Origin of the sequence: Streptomyces sp. NPDC008137 (assembly GCF_042957035.1) — a bacterium.
In the GTDB taxonomy this organism is placed as follows: Bacteria; Actinomycetota; Actinomycetes; order Streptomycetales; family Streptomycetaceae; genus Streptomyces.
In genome coordinates, this window is record NZ_JBIBHN010000024.1 from 21,895 (window position 1) to 44,501 (window position 22,607).

A 22,607-nucleotide genomic window follows, 5' to 3' on the forward strand; every position below is an offset into this window, starting at 1 on the left:
CCGGCATGTGCGCGCCGTGCGGAGGGATGGCGGGCGGCGACGCCGCGCCCGGCCTCCCCGCCCGCCCGGCAGCCCCCGCGCCGAAAGGGGGGCTAACCCCAGTGCGGCGGGCGCCTCTTCTTTCTACCGTGAGTTTCATGACCGGAATGGACGCGCGGGACACCGAGCTGAAGAAGGAACTCGACGCCACCCTGCACGCACGCAGGGAGCTGGGCGAGGAGTACGAGTCCGCGCTGGTCGACTCGTTCCTGGAGAAGGTCGACCAGCGGATCGACGGCGCGGTGGACCGCCGGGTGCGCCGACAGCTCGCCGAGCAGCAGATGCAGACGGCCCGGGAGTCCCGGTCGACGCGGCCCACCGACTCCTGGGGCGAGCGCTTCGGCTTCGGCATCGTCTCCCTGGTCCTCGCGGTGCCGCTGTCCGCGATCGGCGGGGGCGTGGCCCAGCTGCCCGGCATGCTCGTCGCCTGGGCCGGCATCGTGGGCGTCAACCTCGTCCAGGCCGCCCGCACCAACCCGGACCTGTTCGGCCGCCGCACGTCCTCCCGGGACAGCGGCTGGGAGGATTGAGCGGGCGTACGCGGTTCAGGCCTGCCTGGTGGGCAGCGCGACGATCTGCCGCAGGTTGACGCGGCGCGGCCGGCTGGTCGTGTAGGCCACCAGGTCGGCCAGTTCCTCTGCGGACAGCGCGCCCACCTGGTCCCGCATGTCCTGCACCTGGCGGGCCAGTTCCGCGTCGCCGATATGGGTGAGCAGCTCGCTCTCCACGAACCCGGGTTCGATGTTGGTGACCCGGACGTCCCGCGGCCCGAACTCGCCGCGCAGGGACTCCGACAGGTAGGTGACGGCCGCCTTGGTCGCGCCGTACACCGCGTAGTTCGGGAAGCTGACGTGCGCGGCGATGGACGAGATGTTCACGATGTCGGCCGTACGGCCGTCCGCCGCCGCGTCCACCAGGTCGGCGGTGAACGCGCCGGTGATCCGCAGCACGCCGGCGACGTTGGTGTCGAGCATGCGCTGCCACTCGTCGGTGCGCCGGGCGTCGACGGGGTGCGGCAGCATGACGCCGGCGGAGTTGACGACCAGGTCGACGGGCCCGTACTCGGCGTGGATCCGGTCGGCGGCGGCCGCCACGGACGTGTCGTCGGTGACGTCCGCGACGACGGCCAGGGCCTGTCCGCCGTCGGCCCGGATCTTCCCGGCGAGTTCCGTCAGCCGTTCCGCACGCCGGGCCAGCAGGGCCACCCGCGCGCCCCGGGCGGCCAGCAGGACGGCGATGGCCTCGCCGATCCCGCTCGCGGCTCCGGTGACGACGGCGGTGCGGCCGGAAAGGTTCTCGTACGACATGGGAGATCCCCTCGGTGGTGGCCGGGGCGTCTCCCCGGCCTCGTCCACCACCCTCGGCGCCGTCGGCCGCCGTACCCAGGGGGGCGCTTTTCCTGGGTCTGCCAGTACCAGGCTCACCGCGCGCGGGGCGCCTAGGCTCGAAGGCATGGACGGAGAACTGGGAGATTTCCTGCGCTCGCGCCGCGCCCGTATCCGGCCGGAGCAGGTGGGGCTGCCCTCCTACGGCCGCCGCCGGGTCCCGGGTCTGCGCCGCGAGGAGGTGGCGCAGCTGGCCGGGGTGAGCGTCGACTACTACGTCCGGCTGGAGCAGGGCAGGGGCCCCGGGGACCCGTCCCGGACGAAGTCCGGGGGCGTGTCGGACTCCGTGCTGGACGCGGTGGCGCGGGTGCTGCGGCTGGACGAGGCGGAGCACGCGTATCTGCGGGCGGTCGCACGCCCCCGCCGGGTCGAGGGCGCTCCGGCCGCGTCCCCGCGGTCCGAGCCGGGGGATGTCGCCTCGCGAGTACGCCCGGGTGTCCAGCTGATCCTCGACGGCATGGACCGCAATCCGGCGTACGTCCTGGACCACCGCATGGAGGTGCTCGGCTGGAACGCGCTCGCCGACGCCCTGCTCGACTTCAGCGGCTCGGGCTCCGGCTCGGGCTCCGGCTCCGGCTCGGGCTCGGGCTCGGGCTCCGGCTCCGGCTCCGGCCCCGGCCCCGGCCCCGGCCCCGGCCCCGGCGAGCTCAACATCCCCCGCCGGATCTTCCTCGACCCCGCCGCCCGCGAGATCTATCCGCACTGGGCCGCGATCGCGGGCCAGACGGTCGCCCATCTGCGCCTGCAGGCGGGCCATCACCCCGGGGACACCGCCACCGGGGAGCTCGTCGCGGAACTCTCCCGCGCCGACGAGGACTTCCGCAACCTGTGGGCCGACCATCGGGTCAAGCCCTGCGACCACGGTGTGAAGCACCTCCGGCACCCGGTCGCGGGCCTGCTGACCCTCCCCTACGAGACCCTCACGATCCCCGGGGCGCCGGACCAGACGATCGTCGCCTACACACCGGAACCGGGCTCGGAGACGGCGGAGCGCCTGGCGCTGCTGGGGAGTTGGGCGACGAGCCGGGCCGGCTGAGGCCGGGAAGAGATAGCGCGGGGACCGCCGCACCCCCTGTTCGGGGGGCGGGACGACGGCGGTCCCCGCGAGGGACGCGGGCCTGGTCAGGGCCGGGCTGGCGCGTCAGTAGGGTCCATGGAGGTCCGGGAGCCGCTCCGGAGGTCCGTGACGCCTACGGCGTCGGCCCGGGCGGGGAGCCGCTCCCGCCCTGCCGACACCCACCAATGTGCAGGACTCGTGTTAAGCGGGTGCTGCGCGAACGTGACACCCTCGTACCACTTCCGCGAAGTCCGCGAAGATCACGGACGCCTCAAGTTCACCCGGTTCACGGGTGGTTCACCGGGCGTTCGCCGCCGCTTTCCCGGTCCGGGCGAGGAAGGACAGCAGGTCCTGCCGGCTGACCACACCGGTCGGCTTGCCCTCGACCAGGACGATCGCCGCGTCCGCCTTGCCCAGCACGGCCATCAGGTCCTCAACGGGTTCGCCGGAACCGACCTGGGGCAGCGGGCCGCACATGTGCTTCTCCAGCGGGTCGTCGAGCGAGGCGCTCTTGCTGAACAGCGCGTCCAGCAGCTCGCGTTCCACGACCGAGCCGACGACCTCGGCGGCCATCACGTCGGGGTGGCCCGCGCCCGGCTTCACGACCGGCATCTGCGAGACGCCGTACTCACGCAGCACGTCGATGGCCTGGCCGACCGTCTCCTCCGGGTGCATGTGGACGAGGGAGGGCATGCGGTCGCCCTCCTTGTCGGCCAGGACGTCGCCGACGCGAGCGCTCGGGCCCGTGTCCTCCAGGAAGCCGTAGTCGGCCATCCACTCGTCGTTGAAGATCTTGCTGAGGTAGCCGCGCCCGCTGTCCGGCAGCAGCACCACCACGACGTCGTCCTCGCCGAGGCGCCCGGCGACCTCCAGCGCGGCGACGACCGCCATGCCGCAGGAGCCGCCGACCAGGAGGCCCTCCTCCTTGGCCAGGCGGCGGGTCATCTGGAAGGAGTCCTTGTCGGACACGGCGACGATCTCGTCCGCGACGGTCCGGTCGTAGGCGGTCGGCCAGAAGTCCTCGCCGACGCCCTCGACGAGGTACGGCCGCCCGGAGCCGCCGGAGTAGACGGAGCCCTCGGGGTCGGCGCCGACGACCCGCACCTTGCCGTCGCTGATCTCCTTCAGATAGCGCCCGGTCCCGGAGATGGTGCCGCCGGTGCCCACGCCCGTCACGAAGTGGGTGATCCTCCCCTCCGTCTGCTCCCACAGCTCGGGGCCGGTGGAGTGGTAGTGGGAGAGCGGGTTGTGGGGGTTGGAGTACTGGTCGGGCTTCCAGGCGCCCGGCGTCTCACGGACCAGCCGGTCGGAGACGTTGTAGTACGAGTCCGGGTGCTCGGGGTCGACGGCGGTCGGGCACACGACCACCTCGGCGCCGTACGCGCGCAGCACGTTGATCTTGTCGGTGCTCACCTTGTCGGGGCACACGAAGATGCACTTGTACCCCTTCTGCTGCGCCACGATGGCGAGCCCCACGCCGGTGTTCCCGCTGGTCGGCTCGACGATCGTGCCGCCCGGCTTGAGCGCGCCGCTCTCCTCGGCGGCCTCGATCATGCGCAGGGCGATGCGGTCCTTCACGGAACCGCCGGGATTGAAGTACTCCACCTTGGCCAGGACGGTCGCCCTGATGCCTTTGGTCACGCTGTTGAGCCTCACCAGCGGGGTGTTGCCGACGAGACTGATCATCGAGTCGTGGAACTGCACCGTTGTCTCCGGATGCCGCAGAAGAAGTGGTCTGTGTGGTGCCGCCAGCCTATGTGCTGCCCGTGGTCCGTGACGGTCGTTCACTCCGCGTTGAGATTGGGCGACGGCCTGTACGGGGCAAGCACTGGGTGTACGGGTTCGAGGAGGTGGCGGCGACGCATGACGAGCATGTCGAGGGCGAGGGTGGCCCGGCGGATCGCGGCCGGCGCGGCGTACGGCGGCGGCGGGATCGGTCTGGCCGGGGCGGCCGCCGTGGGGCTTGTGCTGGCGGAGGTCCAGCTGGCGCGGCGCCGGGTGGGCAACGGCACGTCCGGTCACGTGCCGAACGCGGACGGACTGTACGGCCGTGCGTACGCCGGCTCCGCCGAGTCGCCGCTGCGGCTGGTGATGCTGGGCGACTCAACGGCGGCGGGCCAGGGCGTGCACCGGTCCGGGCAGACCCCCGGGGCGCTGCTGGCGTCGGGACTCGCGGCACTGGCGGAATGCCCGGTGCGGCTGCGCACGGTGGCGACGCCCGGAGCCCGTTCGGACGACCTGGACCGCCAGGTGGCCCTGGTGCTGGCCGACCCCGATCCGGTGCCGGACATCTGCGTCATCATGGTCGGCGCCAACGACGTCACCCACCGCATGCCCCCGACCCGCTCGGTCCGCTGCCTGGCCTCGGCGGTACGGCGGCTGCGCACGGCCGGTGCGGAGGTCGTGGTGGGCACCTGTCCCGACCTGGGCACCATCGAGCCGGTCCGGCAGCCGTTGCGCTGGCTGGCGCGACGGGCCTCCCGCCAGCTGGCGGCCGCCCAGACGATCGGAGTCGTCGAGCAGGGCGGTCGCACGGTGTCCCTGGGCGACCTGCTGGGCCCCGAGTTCGCCGAGAACCCGCGCGAGCTGTTCGGCCCCGACAGCTACCACCCCTCCGCCGAGGGCTATGCGACGGCGGCGATGGCGGTCCTGCCCAGTGTCTGCGCCTCCCTCGGCCTGTGGCCGGCCGAGGAGGAGCGCCCGGACGCCTCCCGTCGCGAGGGCTTCCTGCCGGTGGCCAGGGCGGCCGCGGAGGCCGCCTCGGAGGCGGGCACGGAGGTCGCGGCGGCGATGCCGACCGGGTCGCGCGGGCCGTGGGCCCTGCTGAAGCGAAGGCGGCGCAGGCGGGTACCCGAGCAGGAGCCGGCGCCTGCCACGCCCTCGAACTGAGAGCGGGGGAGAAAAACGGGAGCGAGAAAAGCAAGCGCTTAGAAAACTGCGGTCAGGGTCACACCGCGAGACCCGTGACCCAGCCCATACGTACGGGTAACTTCCCAGACAGCCCAGCCAGACCACCCGGTACGTCAATGGAGCCGTGATGCCCGAAGCCGTGATCGTCTCAGCCGCCCGCTCCCCCATCGGCCGCGCCGTCAAGGGCTCCCTCAAGGACCTCCGCCCGGACGACCTGACCGCCACGATCGTCCAGGCCGCCCTGGCCAAGGTCCCCGAGCTGGACCCGAAGGACATCGACGACCTGATGCTCGGCTGCGGCCTGCCCGGCGGCGAGCAGGGCCACAACCTCGGCCGCATCGTGGCCGTACAGATGGGGATGGACCACCTGCCGGGCTGCACCGTCACCCGGTACTGCTCCTCCTCCCTGCAGACCTCCCGCATGGCCCTGCACGCCATCAAGGCGGGCGAGGGCGACGTCTTCATCTCGGCCGGCGTGGAGACCGTCTCCCGGTACGCGAAGGGCAGCTCCGACGGCCTGCCCGACACGCACAACCCGCTCTTCGCCGACGCCGAGGCCCGCACCGTCGAGACCGCCCAGTCCGAGGGCTCGACCTGGCACGACCCGCGCGAGGACGGCCTGCTGCCCGACCCGTACATCGCGATGGGCCAGACCGCCGAGAACCTGGCCCGCTCCAAGGGCGTCACCCGCCAGGACATGGACGAGTTCGGCGTCCGCTCGCAGAACCTCGCCGAGGAAGCCATCAAGAACGGCTTCTGGGAGCGCGAGATCACCCCGGTGACCCTCCCCGACGGCACGGTCGTCGCCAAGGACGACGGCCCTCGCGCCGGCGTCACCCTGGAGGGCGTCCAGGGCCTCAAGCCGGTCTTCCGCCCGGACGGCCTGGTCACCGCCGCCAACTGCTGCCCGCTGAACGACGGCGCCGCCGCGCTCGTGATCATGTCCGACACCAAGGCCCGCGAGCTCGGCCTCACCCCGCTCGCCCGCATCGTGTCGACCGGCGTCTCCGGCCTCTCCCCCGAGATCATGGGTCTCGGCCCCGTCGAGGCGAGCAAGCAGGCGCTGCGCCGCGCGAACCTGTCGATCGACGACATCGACCTGGTCGAGATCAACGAGGCGTTCGCCGCCCAGGTGATCCCCTCCTACCGCGACCTGGGCATCCCGCTGGAGAAGCTGAACGTCAACGGCGGTGCCATCGCCGTCGGTCACCCGTTCGGCATGACCGGCGCCCGCATCACCACCACGCTCATCAACTCCCTCCAGTTCCACGACAAGCAGTTCGGTCTGGAGACGATGTGCGTCGGCGGCGGCCAGGGCATGGCCATGGTCATCGAGCGCCTCAGCTGAGCACCGCACCGTAGCCGCCATAGCACCGGCTGTGAGGTGTCGGCCCGGAACCCCGAAATCCCCGGGGTTCTGGGCCGTTTTGTGATCCAATCTCCCCCAGGATGTGACCTATCTCCCTCCGGCTGGGGAGAAGCGCAGGTCACAGCAGCCACAGCCCCTCCCCCGAGGCGGAAGCCCTGTCCGTTTGGTGACGTTACGCACTGACAGCTGGTTAGTCCGCCCTTCAAGCTGATGTAGGAAGTCGGGGGTCGACTTTGAACCGGGAGTACGTCAGTGAGCGCCATGCCGATCGCGTTGCTGGTCACCACGGCCGCCACAGGCGCCGTGGGCGTTGCCGTCCTGCGCACCGTTCTGCAGCTGCGGCGACAGGTCGCGGCCCTGCACACCGCGCTGGCCGAGAGCCGTGCCGCCACCACGCGTGCGCTGCTGCCGGCCGCCCGCACCACTGCCGACGCCGAGGAGATACGCGCCGCGGTCGCGGCCGCGCTGGCCGAGGAGCGGGAGCGGGAGCTCGCCGAGGCGCGGGCGTTCTGGGCCGCCCAGGAAACCCGTGACGCCTCCGACGCGCCGACCCTGCTGGGCCTGCCCGACCCCGATCTGTTCCTGCCCCGGCAGGCCGATTTCGCGGGTCTGGAGCCGGTGTCCGAGCCCGGCGCGGACACCGAGGAACCGGTCGCCGAGTCCCCGGAGCTGGCCGCGGCCCGCCGCCGCCACCCCTCCCACCCGGACTTCGTACCGGCGCAGTCCCCCGTGGTGAACGACCACGAGCGCACGGTCGCCACCCTGGAGGAGCTGGCCTCCTCCCGCGTCGAGCTGACGGACGTCCGCCCGGGCCCGCTGGGCACCCTCGACGTCTACGTCTTCGCCGACGGCACGACCCTGTGCATGACCCCGGGCCACCGGGAGACCGCGGAGCACCTCGCCACGGCCCTGCGCGCGGGCGAGACCCCGGTCCTCCTCGGCGGCTCCGGCATCGCGGGCGCGTACACCCTGACGTTCGAATGCGGCGAGGAGAACGTCTACATCCTGGCGGACCGGGTCATCTCGTCCCTGTAGTGAAGCGCCCTTCAGGGGCGCGGGGAACTGCGCGAGCAACCACAGCGCACCCGGCACTCGCGCACGGTGCTAAACCCCCGCCCGCTTCTGCGCCTCCTCCACCACCCTCACCGCGTCATCGACATCCGCGTCACTGGGAATCACCACGGCCAGATCATGCCCGGCCACGGTGATCTGATCTGCGGCAGCAAACATCCCCGCGTCGGGCATCTCCCGAGGCTCCACCCCCGGCTCCTCAAGAGCCTGCGCCCTCCGGGCCAACTCCCGGGCCAGCTCAAGAGCCTCAGCGGCAGCGCTGCGCTGCAGCCGGCTCTGGGGCGCGGCCCTCAAACGATCGGCGAAGTGATCCACCGCACGGGTCAGAGGCGTCGTATCAACCACGCCGCGAGCGTACGCGTCGCACCGGGACTGTTGCCAACGGGCGAACACTCAGGCACGGTGACCTGAAGGACCGGCTTACATCCCAGCGTCCGGAGGCGCCGATGTCCCAAGTCTTCTCCGAAGAGACCCATCGCAACCTGCTAGCCCGCATCCCGCACTGCACCGGTCGTGAAATCACCGACTGGCTCCGCACCGTCGAAGACGGCCCGGCGCTCTTCCGTTTCGAGGAAAAGGTCAGCTGGCTCCGGCACGAACACAATCTGGCCTACGGCCACGCCAAGGCGATCGTCCACGAGTACGACCTCAGGAGGGCCGCGCGCAAACTGCTCTAGGCGCGGACAACGAGAAGGGCCCCGGCCGAAGCCGGGGCCCCATCGCGTACGACGGTCAGTACGAGCCGTACTAGTCGTTGCTGTTGAGGATCGAGATGAGCCTCAGGAACTCCAGGTAGATCCACACCAGCGTCAGCGTGAGCCCGAAGGCCGCGAACCACGCCTCCTCGCGCGGGGCGCCGTAGGCGATGCCGTCCTCGACCTGCTTGAAGTCCAGGGCGAGGAAGCAGGCGCCGAGGATGATGCCGACGATGCCGAAGATGACACCCATGGCACCGCTGCGGAAGCCGAGGCCGTCACCGCCGCCGAACACCGCGAACAGCAGGTTCACGGTCATCAGCAGGATGAAGCCGAGCGCCGCCGCCATCACGAAGCCGTAGAAGCGGCGGTTGACGCGGATCCAGCCGGCCTTGTACGCGATCAGCACACCGGCGAAGACCGCCATGGTGCCGATCACGGCCTGCATGGCCGCGCCGTCGGCGATGCGGTTGTCGACGATGTTGGAGACGACGCCGAGGAAGACACCCTCGAACGCGGCGTACGTCAGGATCAGCGCGGGCGAGGCCTTGCGCTTGAAGGACTGTACGAACGCCAGGACCATGCCGATCAGCGCGGCGCCGATACCGATGCCGTAGCTACGGCTGATGTTGGCGTCGTCGATCGGCAGCAGGGCCCAGGAGAGCGCCGCGGTGAGGATGAGCACACCGAGCGTGCTCGCCGTGCGCAGGACGACGTCGTCGATCGTCATCCGGCCGGTGGTGGCCGGTGCCTGCGGCGGTGCGCCGTGCTGCAGGTCCTGCTGGGCGTAAGGGTTCTGCGCGTACGGGTTCTGCGCGTACTGGTCGCCCGTCGGCTGGGCGTACGGGTTGCCCTGCGTGGCGACAGCGGGACCCCCGGCCTGCGGCGCGGTGTTGAAGCCCGCGTAGCCGTTGTCGCGGCTGAACCCCCGTCGCGAGAAGACCGGGTTTCTGCTCCTCATTTCACTCCTCCATGGCCACACGTCGTGGCCTTGGCTCAAGAGTAATAGGTAGGCAAAGGAATGACCCTAGTGCTTGGGGAGGATCTTTCCCTCGTCGTGCTGCGCAACACGCTACGCGGCTTCGTGATTCCCCTCACCGGAGGGGGTCACTCATGTCTCACCCGAAGGGGAAGCCCGTGTACCCCTCAGCCAGGTCGGTCTCGGCGGCGCGGCTGGAGGCGATGCGCTCCAGCCGGGCGAGCTGGAGCCGGTCCTCGAAGCCGGTCGCGCCGGGGGCGCGGTGCAGCAGGGTCGTCATGTCGTAGGAGAAGCGCTCGGCCTGCCAGATCCGGCGCAGGCAGGTCTCGGAATAGGTGTCCAGGAGTTCCGCCGAACCGGTCTTCTCGCGGTGCGTCAGGGCCCGGGCGAACGTCACGACGTCGCCGACGGCGAGATTCAGCCCCTTGGCGCCGGTCGGCGGCACGATGTGGGCGGCGTCACCGGCGAGGAAGAGGCGGCCGTGGCGCATGGGCTCGTGGACGTAGGAGCGCATCGGGGTGACGGACTTCTGGGTGATGGGGCCGCGTTCGAGGCGCCAGTCGTCGGCGGTCTCGAAGCGGCGCTCCAACTCCTCCCAGATCTCCTCGTCGCTCCACGCGCCGGCGTCGGTGCCGTCGGGCACCTGGAGGTAGAGGCGCGAGACGGACGGTGAGCGCATGGAGAGAAGGGCGAAGCCGCGGTCGTGGCGGGCGTAGACCAGCTCGTCGTGCGAGGGCGGCACGTCGGCGAGGATGCCGAGCCAGCCGAAGGGGTACGTCCGTTCGAAGACCTGGGTCAGTTCGGCCGGGATCGCGTTGCGGGCCACGCCCCAGAAGCCGTCGCAGCCGACGACGTACTCGCACTCCAGGACGTCCTCGCTCCCCTCGTGCCGGAAGCGGACGCGCGGGGCGTCGGTGGCGGCGTCCTCCACGGCCAGCGCCTCCGCCTCGAACAGCAGCGGGCCGCCCTCCCGGAGCTGAAGGGCGATGAGGTCCTTGCAGACCTCGGTCTGGGCGTAGACCATCACGGACCGGCCGCCGGTGAGGGCGGGGAAGTCGACGCGGTGCCGTCGGCGGTCGAAGCGCAGTTCGATGCCGTCGTGGCGCAGGCCCTCGCGGTCCATGCGCTCCCCGGCGCCGGCCGCGCGCAGCACGTCCGCCGTGCCCTGCTCCAGGATCCCGGCCCGCTGCCGCCGTTCGACATAGGCACGGTCGCGGCTCTCCAGCACGACCGAGTCGATGCCCGCGTTGTGGAGCAGCCGGGCGAGGAGGAGGCCGGCGGGGCCGGCTCCGATGATGCCGACGGTGGTGCGCATCGGGCACCTTCTCTCACTCTTGTTCGTGTGGTGAAAATTTTTTCACCACGACTGGATGTGAGTTTCCGACGGCATGCGCCCGCTGTCAACGGGCATGCCGTGAAGTCTTCAATGAACCATGCAGGAGTCGGAAGGGTGCCCGGAGCCGGACTCGAACCGGCACGCCCGCGAAGGGGCAGCGAGGTTTAAGCTCGCCGTGTCTGCATTCCACCATCCGGGCAGGCCATGGGCTCCGCGTCGAGGTTCCGAGACTATCGGGACGGATCCCCCGAACAGCGGAAGCACGGACCGATGTTGTCTTATTTTATTGACGTCTGAGGGTGCATCAGCACACGGAACGCGCCATCCGCACTTGCCAATAGCCTTCCGTGCGGCGGTGGGCGCCGCATGCGGAATGACGGAATTTCACCGCCCGAACGAGGGCACTCCACCTGTTCTCGACATCAGGACCTCTCGGGCTCCCGACACCGGGGCCGCTCAGGGGCGTTCGTCATCCCCAGGTATGACACCGCCGCTCCTGGTCAGTCCGAAGTCGGCCCCCGGAACGGGAACTGCGGGTGACTACACGGCGGCGGGGGACCCGGACGATGGATCACATCCCCCTGACCGCATCACCGTCCGACAGGAGTGCCATCCCGTGACCACCGCTTCCCTCGCCGACCGGGCCACCACCGTGGCCGCGCGCGCCACGGATCTCTCGAAGATCTACGGGCAGGGTGAGACCCAGGTGGTCGCCCTGGACCGGGTCTCCGCCGACTTCCGGCAGGCCGAGTTCACCGCGATCATGGGCCCCTCCGGCTCCGGCAAGTCGACCCTGATGCACTGTGTGGCCGGTCTCGACTCCTTCTCCTCCGGGTCGGTGCGCATCGGCGACACCGAGCTCGGCTCCCTGAAGGACAAGCAGCTGACCAAGCTGCGCCGGGACAAGATCGGCTTCATCTTCCAGGCCTTCAATCTGCTGCCGACGCTGACGGCCCTGGAGAACATCACCCTCCCGATGGACATCGCGGGCCGCAAGCCGGACAAGCAGTGGCTGGACTCCGTCATCCGCATGGTCGGCCTGGCGGACCGGCTGGGCCACCGGCCCTCGCAGCTGTCGGGCGGTCAGCAGCAGCGCGTCGCCGTGGCGCGGGCGCTGGCCTCCAAGCCCGAGATCATCTTCGGTGACGAGCCCACCGGAAACCTCGACTCGCGCTCCGGCGCCGAGGTGCTGGGCTTCCTGCGCAACTCCGTGCGGGAGCTGGGCCAGACGGTGGTGATGGTCACGCACGACCCGGTGGCCGCGGCCTACGCGGACCGGGTCGTCTTCCTCGCGGACGGCCGGATCGTGGACGAGATGCACGGGCCGACGGCCGACTCGGTGCTCGACCGCATGAAGGCGTTCGACGCCAAGGGCCGCACCAGCTGATCCCCCGTCAGGACCGACAGGACTGAGAAGAAGAACCCATGTTCCGTACCGCCTTGCGCAATGTGCTCGCGCACAAGGCCCGGCTCCTGATGACCGTCCTCGCCGTGATGCTCGGCGTGGCCTTCGTGTCGGGGACCCTGGTCTTCACCAACACCATCTCCGACGCCTTCCAGAAGAGCTCCGCCAAGGGCTTCGACCGGGTCGACGTCGCCGTGACCTCGGACTACCAGGAATCCGAGGGCGACAAGGTCGGCAAGGTCCACGACCTGGACCGGGCCGTGCTCGACAAGAGCGAGCGGGTTCCCGGCGCCGCGTCCGCCATCGGGGTCGTGCAGGGCTTCACGGCCATCGCCGACAAGGACGGCAAGCTGATCGGCGAGGGCTTCCAGTCGCAGGGCGGCAACTACTGGGGGGACAAGGACCCCCGCTACCCCCTGACGAGCGGTCACGCGCCCAAGGGCGCGGGCGAGATCCTCATCGACTCCGAGACGGCGAAGCGCGCCGGGTACAAAGTCGGCGACACCGTACGCATGTCGGTCGACGGGCCGGTCCTGACCCCGAGGATCGCCGGCATCTTCACCACCGACGACGGCAATGTCGCGGCCGGTGGCTCCCTGACCCTGTTCGACACGGCGACGGCGCAGCAGCAGTTCGGCAAGGCGGGCGTCTACGACCAGATCAACGTCAAGGCGAAGCCGGGCGTCTCGCAGGCCGCGCTCAAGGCGGAGCTGGACAAGGCGCTGCCCGAGGGCACCGTCCAGACCACCACGGGCAAACAGCTCGCCGACGACCAGGCGGAGACCATCTCCCGGTCGATGAGCGGCATGCAGACGGCCCTGCTGGTCTTCGCCGGCATCGCCCTGTTCGTCGGCACGTTCATCATCGCCAACACCTTCACCATGCTGGTCGCCCAGCGCACCAAGGAGCTGGCACTGATGCGAGCGGTCGGCGCCTCGCGCCGGCAGGTGACGCGGTCGGTGCTGATCGAGGCGTTCGTGGTCGGCGCGGTCGCCGCCGTGACCGGTCTGGTCGCGGGCATCGGCATCGGGGCCGGACTGCGCTCCCTGATGGGCTCGTTCGGCGCGACCGTTCCCGACGGCCCGCTGATCATCAAGCCGGCCACGATCGCCGCCGCGTTCGCCGTCGGCATCCTGGTGACCATGCTGGCGGCGTGGCTGCCGGGCCGCCGGGCCGCGAAGATCCCGCCGGTCGCGGCCATGAGCAGCGTCCACGCCAAGGCCACGACCAAGTCGCTGGTGCTGCGCAACACGCTGGGCGCCCTCTTCTCGGCCGCGGGCGTCGCGGTGGTCCTGGCGGCCACCACCATGGACGGCTCGGACGGCCAGATGCCCATGGGCCTCGGCGCGGTGCTGCTGATCATCGGCGTGTTCATCCTGACCCCGCTGCTGTCCCGGCCGCTGATCGCCGCCGCTGCGCCGGTGCTGCGCGCGTTCGGCGTCTCCGGCAAGCTGGCCCGGCAGAACTCGGTGCGCAACCCGCGCCGTACGGCCGCCACCGCCTCCGCGCTGATGATCGGCCTGACCTTGATCACCGGTATGACGGTGACGGCGGGCAGCCTCCAGCAGGCCATCGACAAGATGGCGGCGTCCGCGATCAAGGCGGACTACGTGGTGTCCATGGCGAACGGCAACCCGCTCTCCCCGGACGTCGAGAAGAAGCTGAAGCAGACCGACGGCGTCACCGCCACCAGCGCGATGACCAATGCCATGGCCCGTGTCGACGGCAAGACCGACGAGTACCTGACCGGCGTCAACGGCGCCGCGATCGGCGAGCTGGCGGCCCCGAAGGTCGAGGACGGCTCCTTCAAGGTCGGCGGCTCCCAGGTCGTCGTGGACAGCACGACCGCCAAGGCCAACCACTGGAAGGCCGGTTCGAGCTTCAGCGTCGCCTTCGAGGACGGCAAGAAGCAGCGGCTCACCGTCGCCGGGACCTACGAGAGCAACGAGTACCTCAGCGGCATCCTGCTCGACCAGTCGACGCTCGCGCCGCACACGTCCGACCCGTACGTCATGAAGGTCATGGCGAAGACCTCCGGCGGCCCGTCCGGCGCGGCGCAGGACAAGCTGGAGAAGGCCCTCGACGACAACCCGGCGATCAAGGTCCAGGACAAGCAGGACATCTCCAACGAGATCGCGCAGATGTTCACGCTGATGCTGAACATGCTCTACGGACTGCTCGCCATGGCCGTGATCGTGGCGGTCCTCGGGGTCATCAACACCCTGGCCATGTCGGTCTTCGAACGCTCCCAGGAGATCGGCATGCTCCGGGCGATCGGCCTGGACCGCAAGGGCATCAAGCGGATGGTCCGGATGGAGTCCCTGGTGATCTCGCTGTTCGGCGGGGTGCTGGGCATCGGCCTGGGCGTGTTCTTCGGCTGGGCGGCCGGTGAGCTGCTGGCCTCGAAGATGCCGACCTACGCGCTGGTCCTGCCCTGGGCCCGGATGGGTGTCTTCCTGCTGCTGGCCGCGACGGTGGGTGTCCTCGCGGCGCTGTGGCCGGCCCGGCGGGCGGCCCGGCTGAACATGCTGGAAGCGATCAAGGCGGAGTAGTGAGGACGGTGAAGGCCCCCTTTCCCACCGGATGGGAGAGGGGGCCTTCGCCGTGTCAGTTCCAGGTGCGGGCGCGCAGGGGCATGCCCGACTCCCCTGATTCTGGGGCCCGCACGGCCAGGACCTGGTTGACACCGATGCGCTTGCGCTCGAAGGCGACCGCGCTGGCGGCCATGTACAGGCGCCAGACGCGGGCGCGGCCGGGCCCGGTGAGCTGGACGGCACGCTTCCAGTCGGCCTCCAGGCGGCTGACCCACCGGCGCAGCGTGAGGGCGTAGTGCTCGCGGATCGACTCGACGTCGCGTACCTCGAACCCGGCGCGCTCCAGCTGGGTGACGGTGACGCCGATGGGCTGGAGTTCGCCGCCGGGGAAGACGTAGGAGTCGATGAACGCGTCGACCTCGTACGTCGTCTCGTCCCGCTGCGGGCGGCGGGCGATCTGGTGGTTCAGCAGCCGGCCGCCGGGCTTGAGCAGGTCGTACAGGCCGTCGGCGTACTCCAGGTACCGTTCGGCGCCGACGTGTTCGGCCATGCCGATGGAGGAGATCGCGTCGTACGGGCCGTCGCGGACGTCGCGGTAGTCCTGTACGCGGATCTCGATCCGGTCGGTGAGGCCCTCCTCGGCGACGCGCTTGCGGGCGTAGGCGGCCTGCTCCTGCGAGAGCGTGACGCCCACGACGCTCACGCCGTGCTCGCGGGCTGCGTGGATGGCCATGGAGCCCCAGCCGCAGCCCACGTCCAGCAGCCGCTGACCGGGGCTCAGGCCGAGCTTGCGGCAGACGAGTTCGAGCTTGTCGTGCTGGGCCTGTTCGAGGGTGCTGTCCGGGCTGTCCCAGTAGGCGCAGGAGTACACCATGGACGGGCCGAGGACGATCTCGTAGAAGTCGTTGCCGACGTCGTAGTGGTGGCTGATGGCGCGTCTGTCGCTGCGTTTGGTGTGCAGGTGGCGGCGGGGGGCCCGGGCCTCCTCGGGGGGCGGGGCGGGCGGCAGCGGGGTGCCGGCGAGCTTGATGAGGCCGCGTACGGCGGCGCGGACCTCGGGGTCGCGCAGGGCCTGGGTGAGGGTGCGGGCGTCCTCGCCGCGCTCCCAGATGTCCCCGGCGAGCAGGTCGAGGGTGGTGTAGAGGTCGCCCTCGATGTCCAGGTCGCCCGCCACCCAGGCGCGGGCCAGACCCAGTTCGCCCGGCTTCCACAGCAGGCGGCGCAGGGCGCGGCGGTTGTGTACGACCAGGGTGGGCGCGCCCGGCGGGCCCGCCTGCGAACCGTCCCAGGCGCGGATGCGCACCGGGGGCGGTGCTCCCAGCAACTGTGCGAAGAGGCCCTGCAGCCGCTGCGCGGCGTCTGCCATGGTGTACACCTCCGTGACGGGGAATCCCGGAATGTCCGACACCACGTAAACACCTGCGGGGCCTCACCGCAGTCCCCGGCACGCGTCATGTCTGAGCAAAACCGCCACTTCGCCCACCCGGCGGCGGGTTCCGTACAACGCCGAAGGACCTCCCGCACCACGGATGGCGGGAGGTCCTTCGTCAGGCGGGTGACCGGGGGAGGGTCAGGAGGCCTTGGCCTTCTCCTCGGTCTTCTCCTTGGGCGCGGCGGCGACCGGGGCCGGCTTGGCGGCCTCGTAGAACTCCTCGCGCGGCGTCTCCATCGCGCCGAGGGAGACGACCTCGCGCTTGAGGAACATCGCCAGGGTCCAGTCGGCGAAGACGCGGATCTTGCGGTTCCAGGTCGGCATCGCCAGACCGTGGTAGCCACGGTGCATGTACCAGGCGAGACGGCCCTTGAGCTTGATCTTCATCTTGCCCATGACGATCATCGCGACGCCCTTGTGGAGGCCGAGACCGGCCACCGCGCCCTTGTTGGCGTGCGCGTAGTCCTTCTGCGGGAAGCCCCGCATGCCGGAGACCACGTTGTCGCCGAGGACGCGGGCCTGGCGCAGCGCGTGCTGGGCGTTCGGCGGGCACCAGGCGTTCTCGTTGCCGGCCTTGCGGCCGACGAGGTCCGGGACCTGGGCGTTGTCGCCGGCGGCCCAGATGTAGTCGGTGCCCTTGACCTGGAGGGTCGGCTCGCAGTCGACGTGACCGCGGGGGCCCAGCGGCAGGCCGTAGCGGGACAGGGCCGGGTTGGGCTTGACGCCGGCGGTCCAGACGATGGTGCTGGAGTCGACCTCGAGGCCGTTCTTCAGCACCACGTGGCCGTCGACGCAGGAGTCCATGGAGGTGGACAGGTAGACCTCGACACCGCGGCCCTCGAGGTGCTCCTTGCCGTACTTGCCGAGCTTGGGACCGACCTCGGGGAGGATCTTGTCCGCGGCGTCGACCAGGATGAAGCGCATGTCCTCACGGGACACGTTCTTGTAGTACTTCGCGGCGTCGCGGGCCATGTCCTCGACCTCGCCGATGGTCTCCGCACCGGCGAATCCGCCGCCCACGAAGACGAAGGTGAGCGCCTTGCGGCGGATCTCCTCGTCGGTGGTGGAGTCGGCCTTGTCGAGCTGCTCCAGCACGTGGTTGCGCAGGCCGATGGCCTCCTCGACGCCCTTCATGCCGATGCCCTGCTCGGCGAGGCCGGGGATCGGGAAGGTGCGGGAGACCGCGCCGAGCGCGATCACCAGGTAGTCGAAGGGCAGCTCGTAGGCCTCGCCGACCAGCGGGGAGACCGTGGCGACCTTGCGGTCCTGGTCGATGGTGGTGACCCGGCCGGTGAGAACCTCCGCCTTGGGCAGCACGCGTCGCAGCGGGACGACGACGTGGCGCGGGGAGATGTTGCCGGCGGCGGCTTCGGGGAGGAAGGGCTGGTAGGTCATGTACGACCGGGGGTCGACGACCGTGACGGTCGCCTCGCCGTAGCGCATCTTCTTCTGGATGCGCCGAGCTGCGTACAGGCCTACGTACCCACCGCCTACTACGAGGATCCTGGGACGCTCCGTGGTGCTCATGCCATCGAGTATCCACCCGCCTCAGGGGGGTGGCTCGTGCGCCCCTTCACAAGCTCCTGCAGGGTGTGTGTTATCCTCCGCGGCCCGCGTGATCCATGTCATGGTGACAACCGGGCTCCTTTGTGCACCCCGGACCGTTGTCAATGCCGCGTGAGCTGCCTCTCTGGGCGGAAAGGGCCTCCGTGAGGCCATCCCGGAGTCCCGCTCCGGGCCCCTTCCCCGGCACCTCCATACCATGCTTCTGAACATGTTCAAAGGCACCCAAGGGCCCCGGATGGGTCAACGGGACGCTTCTTGTCGCTCTCGCGGGCCGAATTCCTTGTGAAGAACTTCACGAACTTTTCCGACGAGCTGTCGCCGGGGGGTCCACAGGAGCCCCCCGGACGCGCTCAAACGTGATCCATGCCTGCTCAGAAGCGGGCTACGCGACCGACCACGCGATGCCGTCGAGGATGTCGTGCTCGCTCACCACGACCTCCTCGGCGCCGATCCGCTCCATGATCGACAGCAGTACGAGAGCCCCCGCGCCGATCACGTCGACCCGGCCCGGGTGCATGGAGGGCACCGCCGCGCGCTCGGCGTGGGTGGAGCGCAGCAGCCACTCGGTGATCTCGCGGACGCGGGCGTGGGAGACGCGGGAGTGGTGGATGGCGGCCGAGTCGTACTCGGGCAGCTCCTGGGCGATCGCCGACACGGTCGTCACGGACCCGGCGAGGCCGACCAGGGTGCGGGCCTCGCGCAGCGGGACCGTCTCCTCGGCGAGGTCGAGGGCGGCCTCGATGTCCGCCCGCATCGCCGCGATCTGCTCCTTCGACGGCGGGTCGCTCACCACACCGTCCCGGACCAGGTGCCGCTCGGTCATGCGGACACAGCCGATGTCCACCGAGCGGGCCGCCCGGACATGGTCGTCGCCGACGACGAACTCCGTCGAGCCGCCGCCGATGTCCACGACGAGGTAGGGCTTCGGGAGGTGGTCTCCCCCGGCGAGTTCCTTGGTGGCGCCGGTGAAGGAGAACTCGGCCTCCTGGTCCCCGGAGATCACCTCGGGCTCGACGCCGAGGATGTCCAGCACGCCGCGCACGAACTCGTCGCGGTTCTCGGCGTCCCGGGAGGCGGAGGTCGCCACGAACCGCAGCCGCTCCGCCCCGTGCTCCTTGATGATCGCGGCGTACTCGCGGCACGCCGCGAAGGTCCGCCGCAGCGCCTCGGGGGCGAGCCGGCCGGTGCGGTCGACGCCCTGCCCGAGCCGCACGACCGTCATCCGGCGGTCCAGGTCGACCAGCTCGCCGGTGGCCCCCGCGCCGGAGGCGCCATGCGACACAGTGGCGTCGGCGACCAGGAGGCGGATGGAGTTCGTACCGCAGTCCACGGCGGCGACACGGGTCATCGGTCGTCCTCCTCAATGGTCGTCACGCCCGTCACGCACGGGCCCTTGCGCCACCACTCCGGGAGCATCTCGATCGCCTCGTCGCCGAGCGGGTTCACCCCGGGCCCCGCGGCCAGCGAGTGGCCCACGAGCACGTGCAGGCACTTCACCCGGTCCGGCATGCCGCCCGCGCTGGGGAAGTTCTTCAGCTCCTCGATCTCGTCCCGGCGCCTGATGTAGTCCTCGTGCGCCGCCCGGTAGGCCGCCGCCAGCTCGGGGTCCGAGGCCAGCCGCTCGGTCATCTCCTTCATCACGCCGTTCGCCTCCAGCGTGCCGATGGCAGAGGCGGCGCGCGGGCACGTCAGGTAGTACAGCGTCGGGAACGGCGTCCCGTCCGGCAGCCGGGGTGCCGTCTCGACGACGTCGGGCTGCCCGCACGGGCACCGGTGCGCGATCGCGCGCAGACCGCGCGGGGGCCGGCCGAGCTGCTGCTTGAAGGCCTCGACGTCAGCGTCGGTGGGCTCGGTGCGCGGGGTGGTCGGCGGGGGCGTTTCCATGACTGTCTTCAGGCTGTCTTTCTCTGAGTCAGATATCTGGCTGGGGTCCGGGTTCACCGGGCGGAGGCGTCCGACTTGTCGACGCCGTCCCACACGTTCGCGTACCAGGGGCGGTCGGACGTCCCGAGCACGGCGTGCGACTGCCGCGCCGCGTGCGGGTCGACGACGATGAACCCCGTCTCCCCCGGCATGACGTAGTGCAACCGCTGCCGGATCTGCTGCTCCGCGTACGCGTCGTCCTGCCAGCGCGCCTTCTGGTCGCGCAGCCGTTCGACGCGCTCCCGGGCCTGCTGCTGTTCGCGCTGGAGGTCGTCGATCTCGGCGCGCTGGGAGACGAACTCCCGCATCGGGTAGGCCAGCGCCACGATCAGCGTGCACATCACCAGCGCGAGCAGCGCGGCCCGGCCGGTCAGCCGGGAGCGGCGGGCCTGGCGCCGGGTCTGGGAGCGGTAGACCCGGGCCGCGGTCTGCTCACCGAGCAGCCGGATCCTGGTCGCGGTGGAGAAACGGTCCCGGTCCTTCACGGCCATGGTCTCCCCGCTCTCCCGCTCCACCGTCCAACGCGCGTACGTCCCCGGACACGGTACGGGACCGAGTACGGGGACGTACGTACGACTGGCTCAGGCTTGACCCTTAACGGGTCACCCGGGTCAGCCCTTGAAGCGCGGGAAGGCGCTGCGGCCGGCGTAGACCGCGGCGTCGTCGAGGATCTCCTCGATGCGCAGCAGCTGGTTGTACTTGGCGACGCGCTCGGAGCGGGCCGGGGCGCCGGTCTTGATCTGGCCGCAGTTGGTGGCGACGGCCAGGTCGGCGATGGTGACGTCCTCGGTCTCGCCGGAGCGGTGGGACATCATGCACTTGAAGCCGTTGCGCTGGGCCAGCTCGACGGCGTCCAGGGTCTCGGTCAGCGAGCCGATCTGGTTGACCTTGACCAGCAGGGCGTTGGCGGCGTTCTCGTCGATGCCGCGGGCGAGGCGCTCGGGGTTGGTGACGAACAGGTCGTCGCCGACGAGCTGGACCTTGTCGCCGAGCTTCTCGGTGATGGTCTTCCAGCCGTCCCAGTCGTCCTCGAACAGCGGGTCCTCGATGGAGACGAGCGGGTACGCGTCGACGAGCTCGGCGTAGTACTCGGTCATCTCGGCGGCGGAGCGCGTCTTGCCCTCGAAGGTGTAGGCGCCGTCCTTGTAGAACTCGGACGCGGCCACGTCGAGGGCGAGGGCGATCTGCTCGCCGGGGGTGTAGCCGGCCTCCTTGATCGCCTCGAGGATGAGGTCGAGGGCCTCGCGGTTGGAGCCGAGGTTCGGGGCGAAGCCGCCCTCGTCGCCGAGGCCGGTGGCCAGGCCCTTGCTCTTCAGGACCTTCTTCAGCGTGTGGTAGACCTCGGCGCCCCAGCGCAGGGCCTCGGAGAAGGACTCCGCGCCGATCGGGGCGATCATGAACTCCTGGATGTCCACGTTGGAGTCGGCGTGCGAGCCGCCGTTCAGGATGTTCATCATCGGCACCGGCAGCAGGTGCGCGTTCGGGCCGCCCAGGTAGCGGAACAGCGGCAGGTCGCTGGCCTCGGAGGCGGCGTGGGCGACGGCGAGGGAGACGCCGAGGATGGCGTTGGCGCCGAGGGAGCCCTTGTTGTCGGTGGCGTCCAGGTCGAACATGGCCTGGTCGATCAGGCGCTGCTCGGTGGCGTCGTAGCCGACGAGCTCCGGGCCGATCTGCTCGATGACCGCGAGGACGGCCTTCTCCACACCCTTGCCGAGGTAGCGGTTCGAGTCGCCGTCACGCAGCTCGATGGCCTCGAAGGCGCCCGTGGAGGCGCCGGACGGGACGGCGGCACGACCGGTGCTGCCGTCGTCGAGGCCGACCTCGACCTCGACCGTGGGGTTGCCTCGGGAGTCCAGGATTTCCCGGGCTACGACGACGTCGATGGACGGCACGAGCATCTCCTTCTTATGTGACGCGGGTACGCGGGTCGCGTGGACCCGGCGAGGTGCGGGCCGTGGTGGCTCGCGACATGAGCCTAACCGGCTCGGGCCGATCGGCCACCGGGTCGCCCACCTCATGGACAGAACCGAGAGTAAATTGTTTCCGAACGGAACAAAGACGCTCTCGGAGAGAGTCGCGGAAAAGACCGGTGGCGAAGCCCGGCAGACATGACCCCGCCCCGGCGCGTACGGGGGAACACGCACCGGGGCGGGGAGCCCGTGGGGACGGGGACCGCCCCCTGGGGGGCGGAGGGCCGCTGCTTACTTCAGGTGCAGCTGCTGGCCCGGGTAGATGAGGTTGGCGTCCTCGACGATGTCCTTGTTCAGCTGGAACAGCTTCTCCCAGCCGCCCTCGACCTTCTTGTCCGCCGCGATCGAGCTCAGGGTGTCGCCCTTGGCCACCTTGTACTCGCCGTCGCCCTTCTTGACCTTCTTGCCGGTCGGGGTGGTGACGGTCTTCTTCGCGGCCGGGCGCTCGTCGGAGCGGGAGGCCGGCTGCTGCTGGGTCTCGCGGGACTCGGTGTTCTGCTCGCTCTGCTGCGAGGAGCTGCCGGAGTCGCCGGAGTCGTTCGAGGAGGAGCCGCCGCCACTGGCGTTCGACAGGCCCTTGCCGCAGACCGGCCAGGCGCCCTTGCCCTGGCCCGCGAGGACCTTCTCGCCGATCTCGATCTGCTGCTCCTTGGTGGCCTGGTCGGCGGTGGCGGCGTACTTGGTGCCGCCGTAGCCGGACCAGGTGGAGGCGGAGAACTGCAGACCGCCGTAGTAGCCGTTGCCGGTGTTGATGGACCAGTTGCCGCCGGCCTCGCACTGGGCGACGGCGTCCCACTCGGAGGCGGTGGCGGCGGAGGCGCCGCCGGCGGCCATCAGCGGGGCGGCGACAGCGGCGCCGGTGACACCGGCGACGGCGATGGCACGGCTGGCCTTGGACGGACGGCGGTGCTTGCCCTTGCTGGAAAACAGCATGGA

20 protein-coding genes and 1 tRNA gene are annotated in these 22,607 nt (G+C 70.5%); 8 read left to right on the forward strand and 13 right to left on the reverse strand.

Features of this window, described 5'->3' with window-relative positions; translation table 11 throughout:
• Positions 1-146: 146 nt before the first annotated feature.
• Entirely contained in the window at positions 147-569 is a 423-nt protein-coding gene (locus tag ACFZBT_RS29625) for a hypothetical protein (RefSeq protein WP_391110013.1), read from the forward strand.
• A gap of 15 nt (positions 570-584) precedes the next feature.
• On the opposite strand, the gene ACFZBT_RS29630 is transcribed toward ACFZBT_RS29625, so the two are convergent.
• A complete protein-coding gene (locus ACFZBT_RS29630; protein WP_391109768.1) occupies positions 585-1,346 on the reverse strand; it encodes an SDR family NAD(P)-dependent oxidoreductase in 762 nt (253 codons plus the stop codon).
• Positions 1,347-1,491: 145 nt separating this feature from the next.
• Here ACFZBT_RS29630 and ACFZBT_RS29635 point away from each other — a divergent pair, with 145 nt between their 5' ends.
• Complete coding sequence (locus ACFZBT_RS29635; protein WP_391109771.1) at positions 1,492-2,460, forward strand: helix-turn-helix domain-containing protein; 969 nt, start codon at positions 1,492-1,494, stop codon at positions 2,458-2,460.
• Between the two features lie 318 nt (positions 2,461-2,778).
• Here the strand turns inward: ACFZBT_RS29635 and ACFZBT_RS29640 are convergent, their stop codons facing one another.
• Positions 2,779-4,185, reverse strand: a complete 1,407-nt coding sequence (locus tag ACFZBT_RS29640; RefSeq protein ID WP_391109774.1) for a cystathionine beta-synthase — start codon at positions 4,183-4,185, stop codon at positions 2,779-2,781.
• Positions 4,186-4,344: 159 nt separating this feature from the next.
• Here ACFZBT_RS29640 and ACFZBT_RS29645 point away from each other — a divergent pair, with 159 nt between their 5' ends.
• From ACFZBT_RS29645 to ACFZBT_RS29655, 3 genes are all read left to right on the forward strand, one after another.
• Complete coding sequence (locus tag ACFZBT_RS29645) at positions 4,345-5,370, forward strand: GDSL-type esterase/lipase family protein (protein WP_391109777.1); 1,026 nt, start codon at positions 4,345-4,347, stop codon at positions 5,368-5,370.
• 148 nt (positions 5,371-5,518) lie between these two features.
• On the forward strand, positions 5,519-6,739 hold the full coding sequence (locus ACFZBT_RS29650) for an acetyl-CoA C-acetyltransferase (RefSeq protein ID WP_189726755.1): 1,221 nt from the start codon (positions 5,519-5,521) through the stop codon (positions 6,737-6,739).
• Positions 6,740-7,012: 273 nt separating this feature from the next.
• Positions 7,013-7,795, forward strand: coding sequence for a hypothetical protein (locus ACFZBT_RS29655; protein ID WP_391109781.1), 783 nt, complete (start codon positions 7,013-7,015; stop codon positions 7,793-7,795).
• A 69-nt stretch (positions 7,796-7,864) separates the two neighbouring features.
• Here ACFZBT_RS29655 and ACFZBT_RS29660 read toward each other — a convergent pair whose 3' ends face one another.
• Positions 7,865-8,176 carry a hypothetical protein gene (locus tag ACFZBT_RS29660; RefSeq protein WP_391109784.1) on the reverse strand — a complete coding sequence of 104 codons (312 nt, stop codon included), beginning with the start codon at positions 8,174-8,176 and terminating at the stop codon, positions 7,865-7,867.
• 101 nt (positions 8,177-8,277) lie between these two features.
• Here ACFZBT_RS29660 and ACFZBT_RS29665 point away from each other — a divergent pair, with 101 nt between their 5' ends.
• Positions 8,278-8,508 carry a DUF4287 domain-containing protein gene (locus ACFZBT_RS29665; protein WP_215120964.1) on the forward strand — a complete coding sequence of 77 codons (231 nt, stop codon included), beginning with the start codon at positions 8,278-8,280 and terminating at the stop codon, positions 8,506-8,508.
• Positions 8,509-8,578: 70 nt separating this feature from the next.
• Here ACFZBT_RS29665 and ACFZBT_RS29670 read toward each other — a convergent pair whose 3' ends face one another.
• The 3 genes from ACFZBT_RS29670 to ACFZBT_RS29680 all read right to left on the reverse strand — a co-directional run bounded on the left by ACFZBT_RS29670 (position 8,579) and on the right by ACFZBT_RS29680 (position 11,040).
• The gene (locus tag ACFZBT_RS29670) at positions 8,579-9,487 is read right to left on the reverse strand and encodes a Bax inhibitor-1/YccA family protein (RefSeq protein WP_391109788.1); all 909 of its coding nucleotides are present in this window, start codon (positions 9,485-9,487) and stop codon (positions 8,579-8,581) included.
• 157 nt (positions 9,488-9,644) lie between these two features.
• On the reverse strand, positions 9,645-10,820 hold the full coding sequence (locus tag ACFZBT_RS29675) for a 4-hydroxybenzoate 3-monooxygenase (protein ID WP_391109790.1): 1,176 nt from the start codon (positions 10,818-10,820) through the stop codon (positions 9,645-9,647).
• 136 nt (positions 10,821-10,956) lie between these two features.
• Positions 10,957-11,040: transfer RNA gene (locus ACFZBT_RS29680), tRNA-Leu, on the reverse strand.
• 417 nt (positions 11,041-11,457) lie between these two features.
• Between ACFZBT_RS29680 and ACFZBT_RS29685 the strand changes: the two genes are divergently transcribed.
• Complete coding sequence (locus ACFZBT_RS29685) at positions 11,458-12,228, forward strand: ABC transporter ATP-binding protein (RefSeq protein WP_189726760.1); 771 nt, start codon at positions 11,458-11,460, stop codon at positions 12,226-12,228.
• A gap of 38 nt (positions 12,229-12,266) precedes the next feature.
• Complete coding sequence (locus ACFZBT_RS29690) at positions 12,267-14,798, forward strand: FtsX-like permease family protein (protein ID WP_391109794.1); 2,532 nt, start codon at positions 12,267-12,269, stop codon at positions 14,796-14,798.
• Between the two features lie 55 nt (positions 14,799-14,853).
• On the opposite strand, the gene ACFZBT_RS29695 is transcribed toward ACFZBT_RS29690, so the two are convergent.
• From ACFZBT_RS29695 to ACFZBT_RS29725, 7 genes are all read right to left on the reverse strand, one after another.
• Positions 14,854-16,146: a class I SAM-dependent methyltransferase gene (locus ACFZBT_RS29695; protein WP_391109797.1), complete on the reverse strand. Its 1,293-nt coding sequence runs from the start codon at positions 16,144-16,146 to the stop codon at positions 14,854-14,856.
• Positions 16,147-16,350: 204 nt separating this feature from the next.
• A complete protein-coding gene (locus tag ACFZBT_RS29700; protein ID WP_184598197.1) occupies positions 16,351-17,739 on the reverse strand; it encodes an NAD(P)/FAD-dependent oxidoreductase in 1,389 nt (462 codons plus the stop codon).
• A gap of 421 nt (positions 17,740-18,160) precedes the next feature.
• The gene (locus ACFZBT_RS29705; protein WP_391109800.1) at positions 18,161-19,126 is read right to left on the reverse strand and encodes an exopolyphosphatase; all 966 of its coding nucleotides are present in this window, start codon (positions 19,124-19,126) and stop codon (positions 18,161-18,163) included.
• A complete protein-coding gene (locus tag ACFZBT_RS29710; protein ID WP_391109803.1) occupies positions 19,123-19,662 on the reverse strand; it encodes a DUF501 domain-containing protein in 540 nt (179 codons plus the stop codon). The genes ACFZBT_RS29705 and ACFZBT_RS29710 overlap by 4 nt, the downstream gene beginning before the upstream one ends.
• 53 nt (positions 19,663-19,715) lie before the next feature.
• Positions 19,716-20,192, reverse strand: a complete 477-nt coding sequence (locus tag ACFZBT_RS29715; RefSeq protein WP_391109805.1) for a septum formation initiator family protein — start codon at positions 20,190-20,192, stop codon at positions 19,716-19,718.
• Between the two features lie 120 nt (positions 20,193-20,312).
• On the reverse strand, positions 20,313-21,593 hold the full coding sequence (gene eno, locus ACFZBT_RS29720) for a phosphopyruvate hydratase (protein WP_382832273.1): 1,281 nt from the start codon (positions 21,591-21,593) through the stop codon (positions 20,313-20,315).
• A 309-nt stretch (positions 21,594-21,902) separates the two neighbouring features.
• Positions 21,903-22,604, reverse strand: coding sequence for a transglycosylase family protein (locus ACFZBT_RS29725; RefSeq protein WP_391109807.1), 702 nt, complete (start codon positions 22,602-22,604; stop codon positions 21,903-21,905).
• Positions 22,605-22,607 lie beyond the last annotated feature (3 nt).

Bases quoted from the DNA above. Each gene is read 5' to 3' on its own strand.
- ACFZBT_RS29625 (WP_391110013.1), top strand. From the start codon at position 147: ATGGACGCGCGGGACACCGAGCTGAAGAAGGAACTCGACGCCACCCTG.
- ACFZBT_RS29630 (WP_391109768.1), bottom strand. From the start codon at position 1,346: ATGTCGTACGAGAACCTTTCCGGCCGCACCGCCGTCGTCACCGGAGCC.
- ACFZBT_RS29635 (WP_391109771.1), top strand. From the start codon at position 1,492: ATGGACGGAGAACTGGGAGATTTCCTGCGCTCGCGCCGCGCCCGTATC.
- ACFZBT_RS29645 (WP_391109777.1), top strand. From the start codon at position 4,345: ATGACGAGCATGTCGAGGGCGAGGGTGGCCCGGCGGATCGCGGCCGGC.
- ACFZBT_RS29650 (WP_189726755.1), top strand. From the start codon at position 5,519: ATGCCCGAAGCCGTGATCGTCTCAGCCGCCCGCTCCCCCATCGGCCGC.
- ACFZBT_RS29665 (WP_215120964.1), top strand. From the start codon at position 8,278: ATGTCCCAAGTCTTCTCCGAAGAGACCCATCGCAACCTGCTAGCCCGC.
- ACFZBT_RS29670 (WP_391109788.1), bottom strand. From the start codon at position 9,487: ATGAGGAGCAGAAACCCGGTCTTCTCGCGACGGGGGTTCAGCCGCGAC.
- ACFZBT_RS29675 (WP_391109790.1), bottom strand. From the start codon at position 10,820: ATGCGCACCACCGTCGGCATCATCGGAGCCGGCCCCGCCGGCCTCCTC.
- ACFZBT_RS29690 (WP_391109794.1), top strand. From the start codon at position 12,267: ATGTTCCGTACCGCCTTGCGCAATGTGCTCGCGCACAAGGCCCGGCTC.
- ACFZBT_RS29695 (WP_391109797.1), bottom strand. From the start codon at position 16,146: ATGGCAGACGCCGCGCAGCGGCTGCAGGGCCTCTTCGCACAGTTGCTG.
- ACFZBT_RS29700 (WP_184598197.1), bottom strand. From the start codon at position 17,739: ATGAGCACCACGGAGCGTCCCAGGATCCTCGTAGTAGGCGGTGGGTAC.
- ACFZBT_RS29705 (WP_391109800.1), bottom strand. From the start codon at position 19,126: ATGACCCGTGTCGCCGCCGTGGACTGCGGTACGAACTCCATCCGCCTC.
- ACFZBT_RS29710 (WP_391109803.1), bottom strand. From the start codon at position 19,662: ATGGAAACGCCCCCGCCGACCACCCCGCGCACCGAGCCCACCGACGCT.
- ACFZBT_RS29715 (WP_391109805.1), bottom strand. From the start codon at position 20,192: ATGGCCGTGAAGGACCGGGACCGTTTCTCCACCGCGACCAGGATCCGG.
- ACFZBT_RS29725 (WP_391109807.1), bottom strand. From the start codon at position 22,604: ATGCTGTTTTCCAGCAAGGGCAAGCACCGCCGTCCGTCCAAGGCCAGC.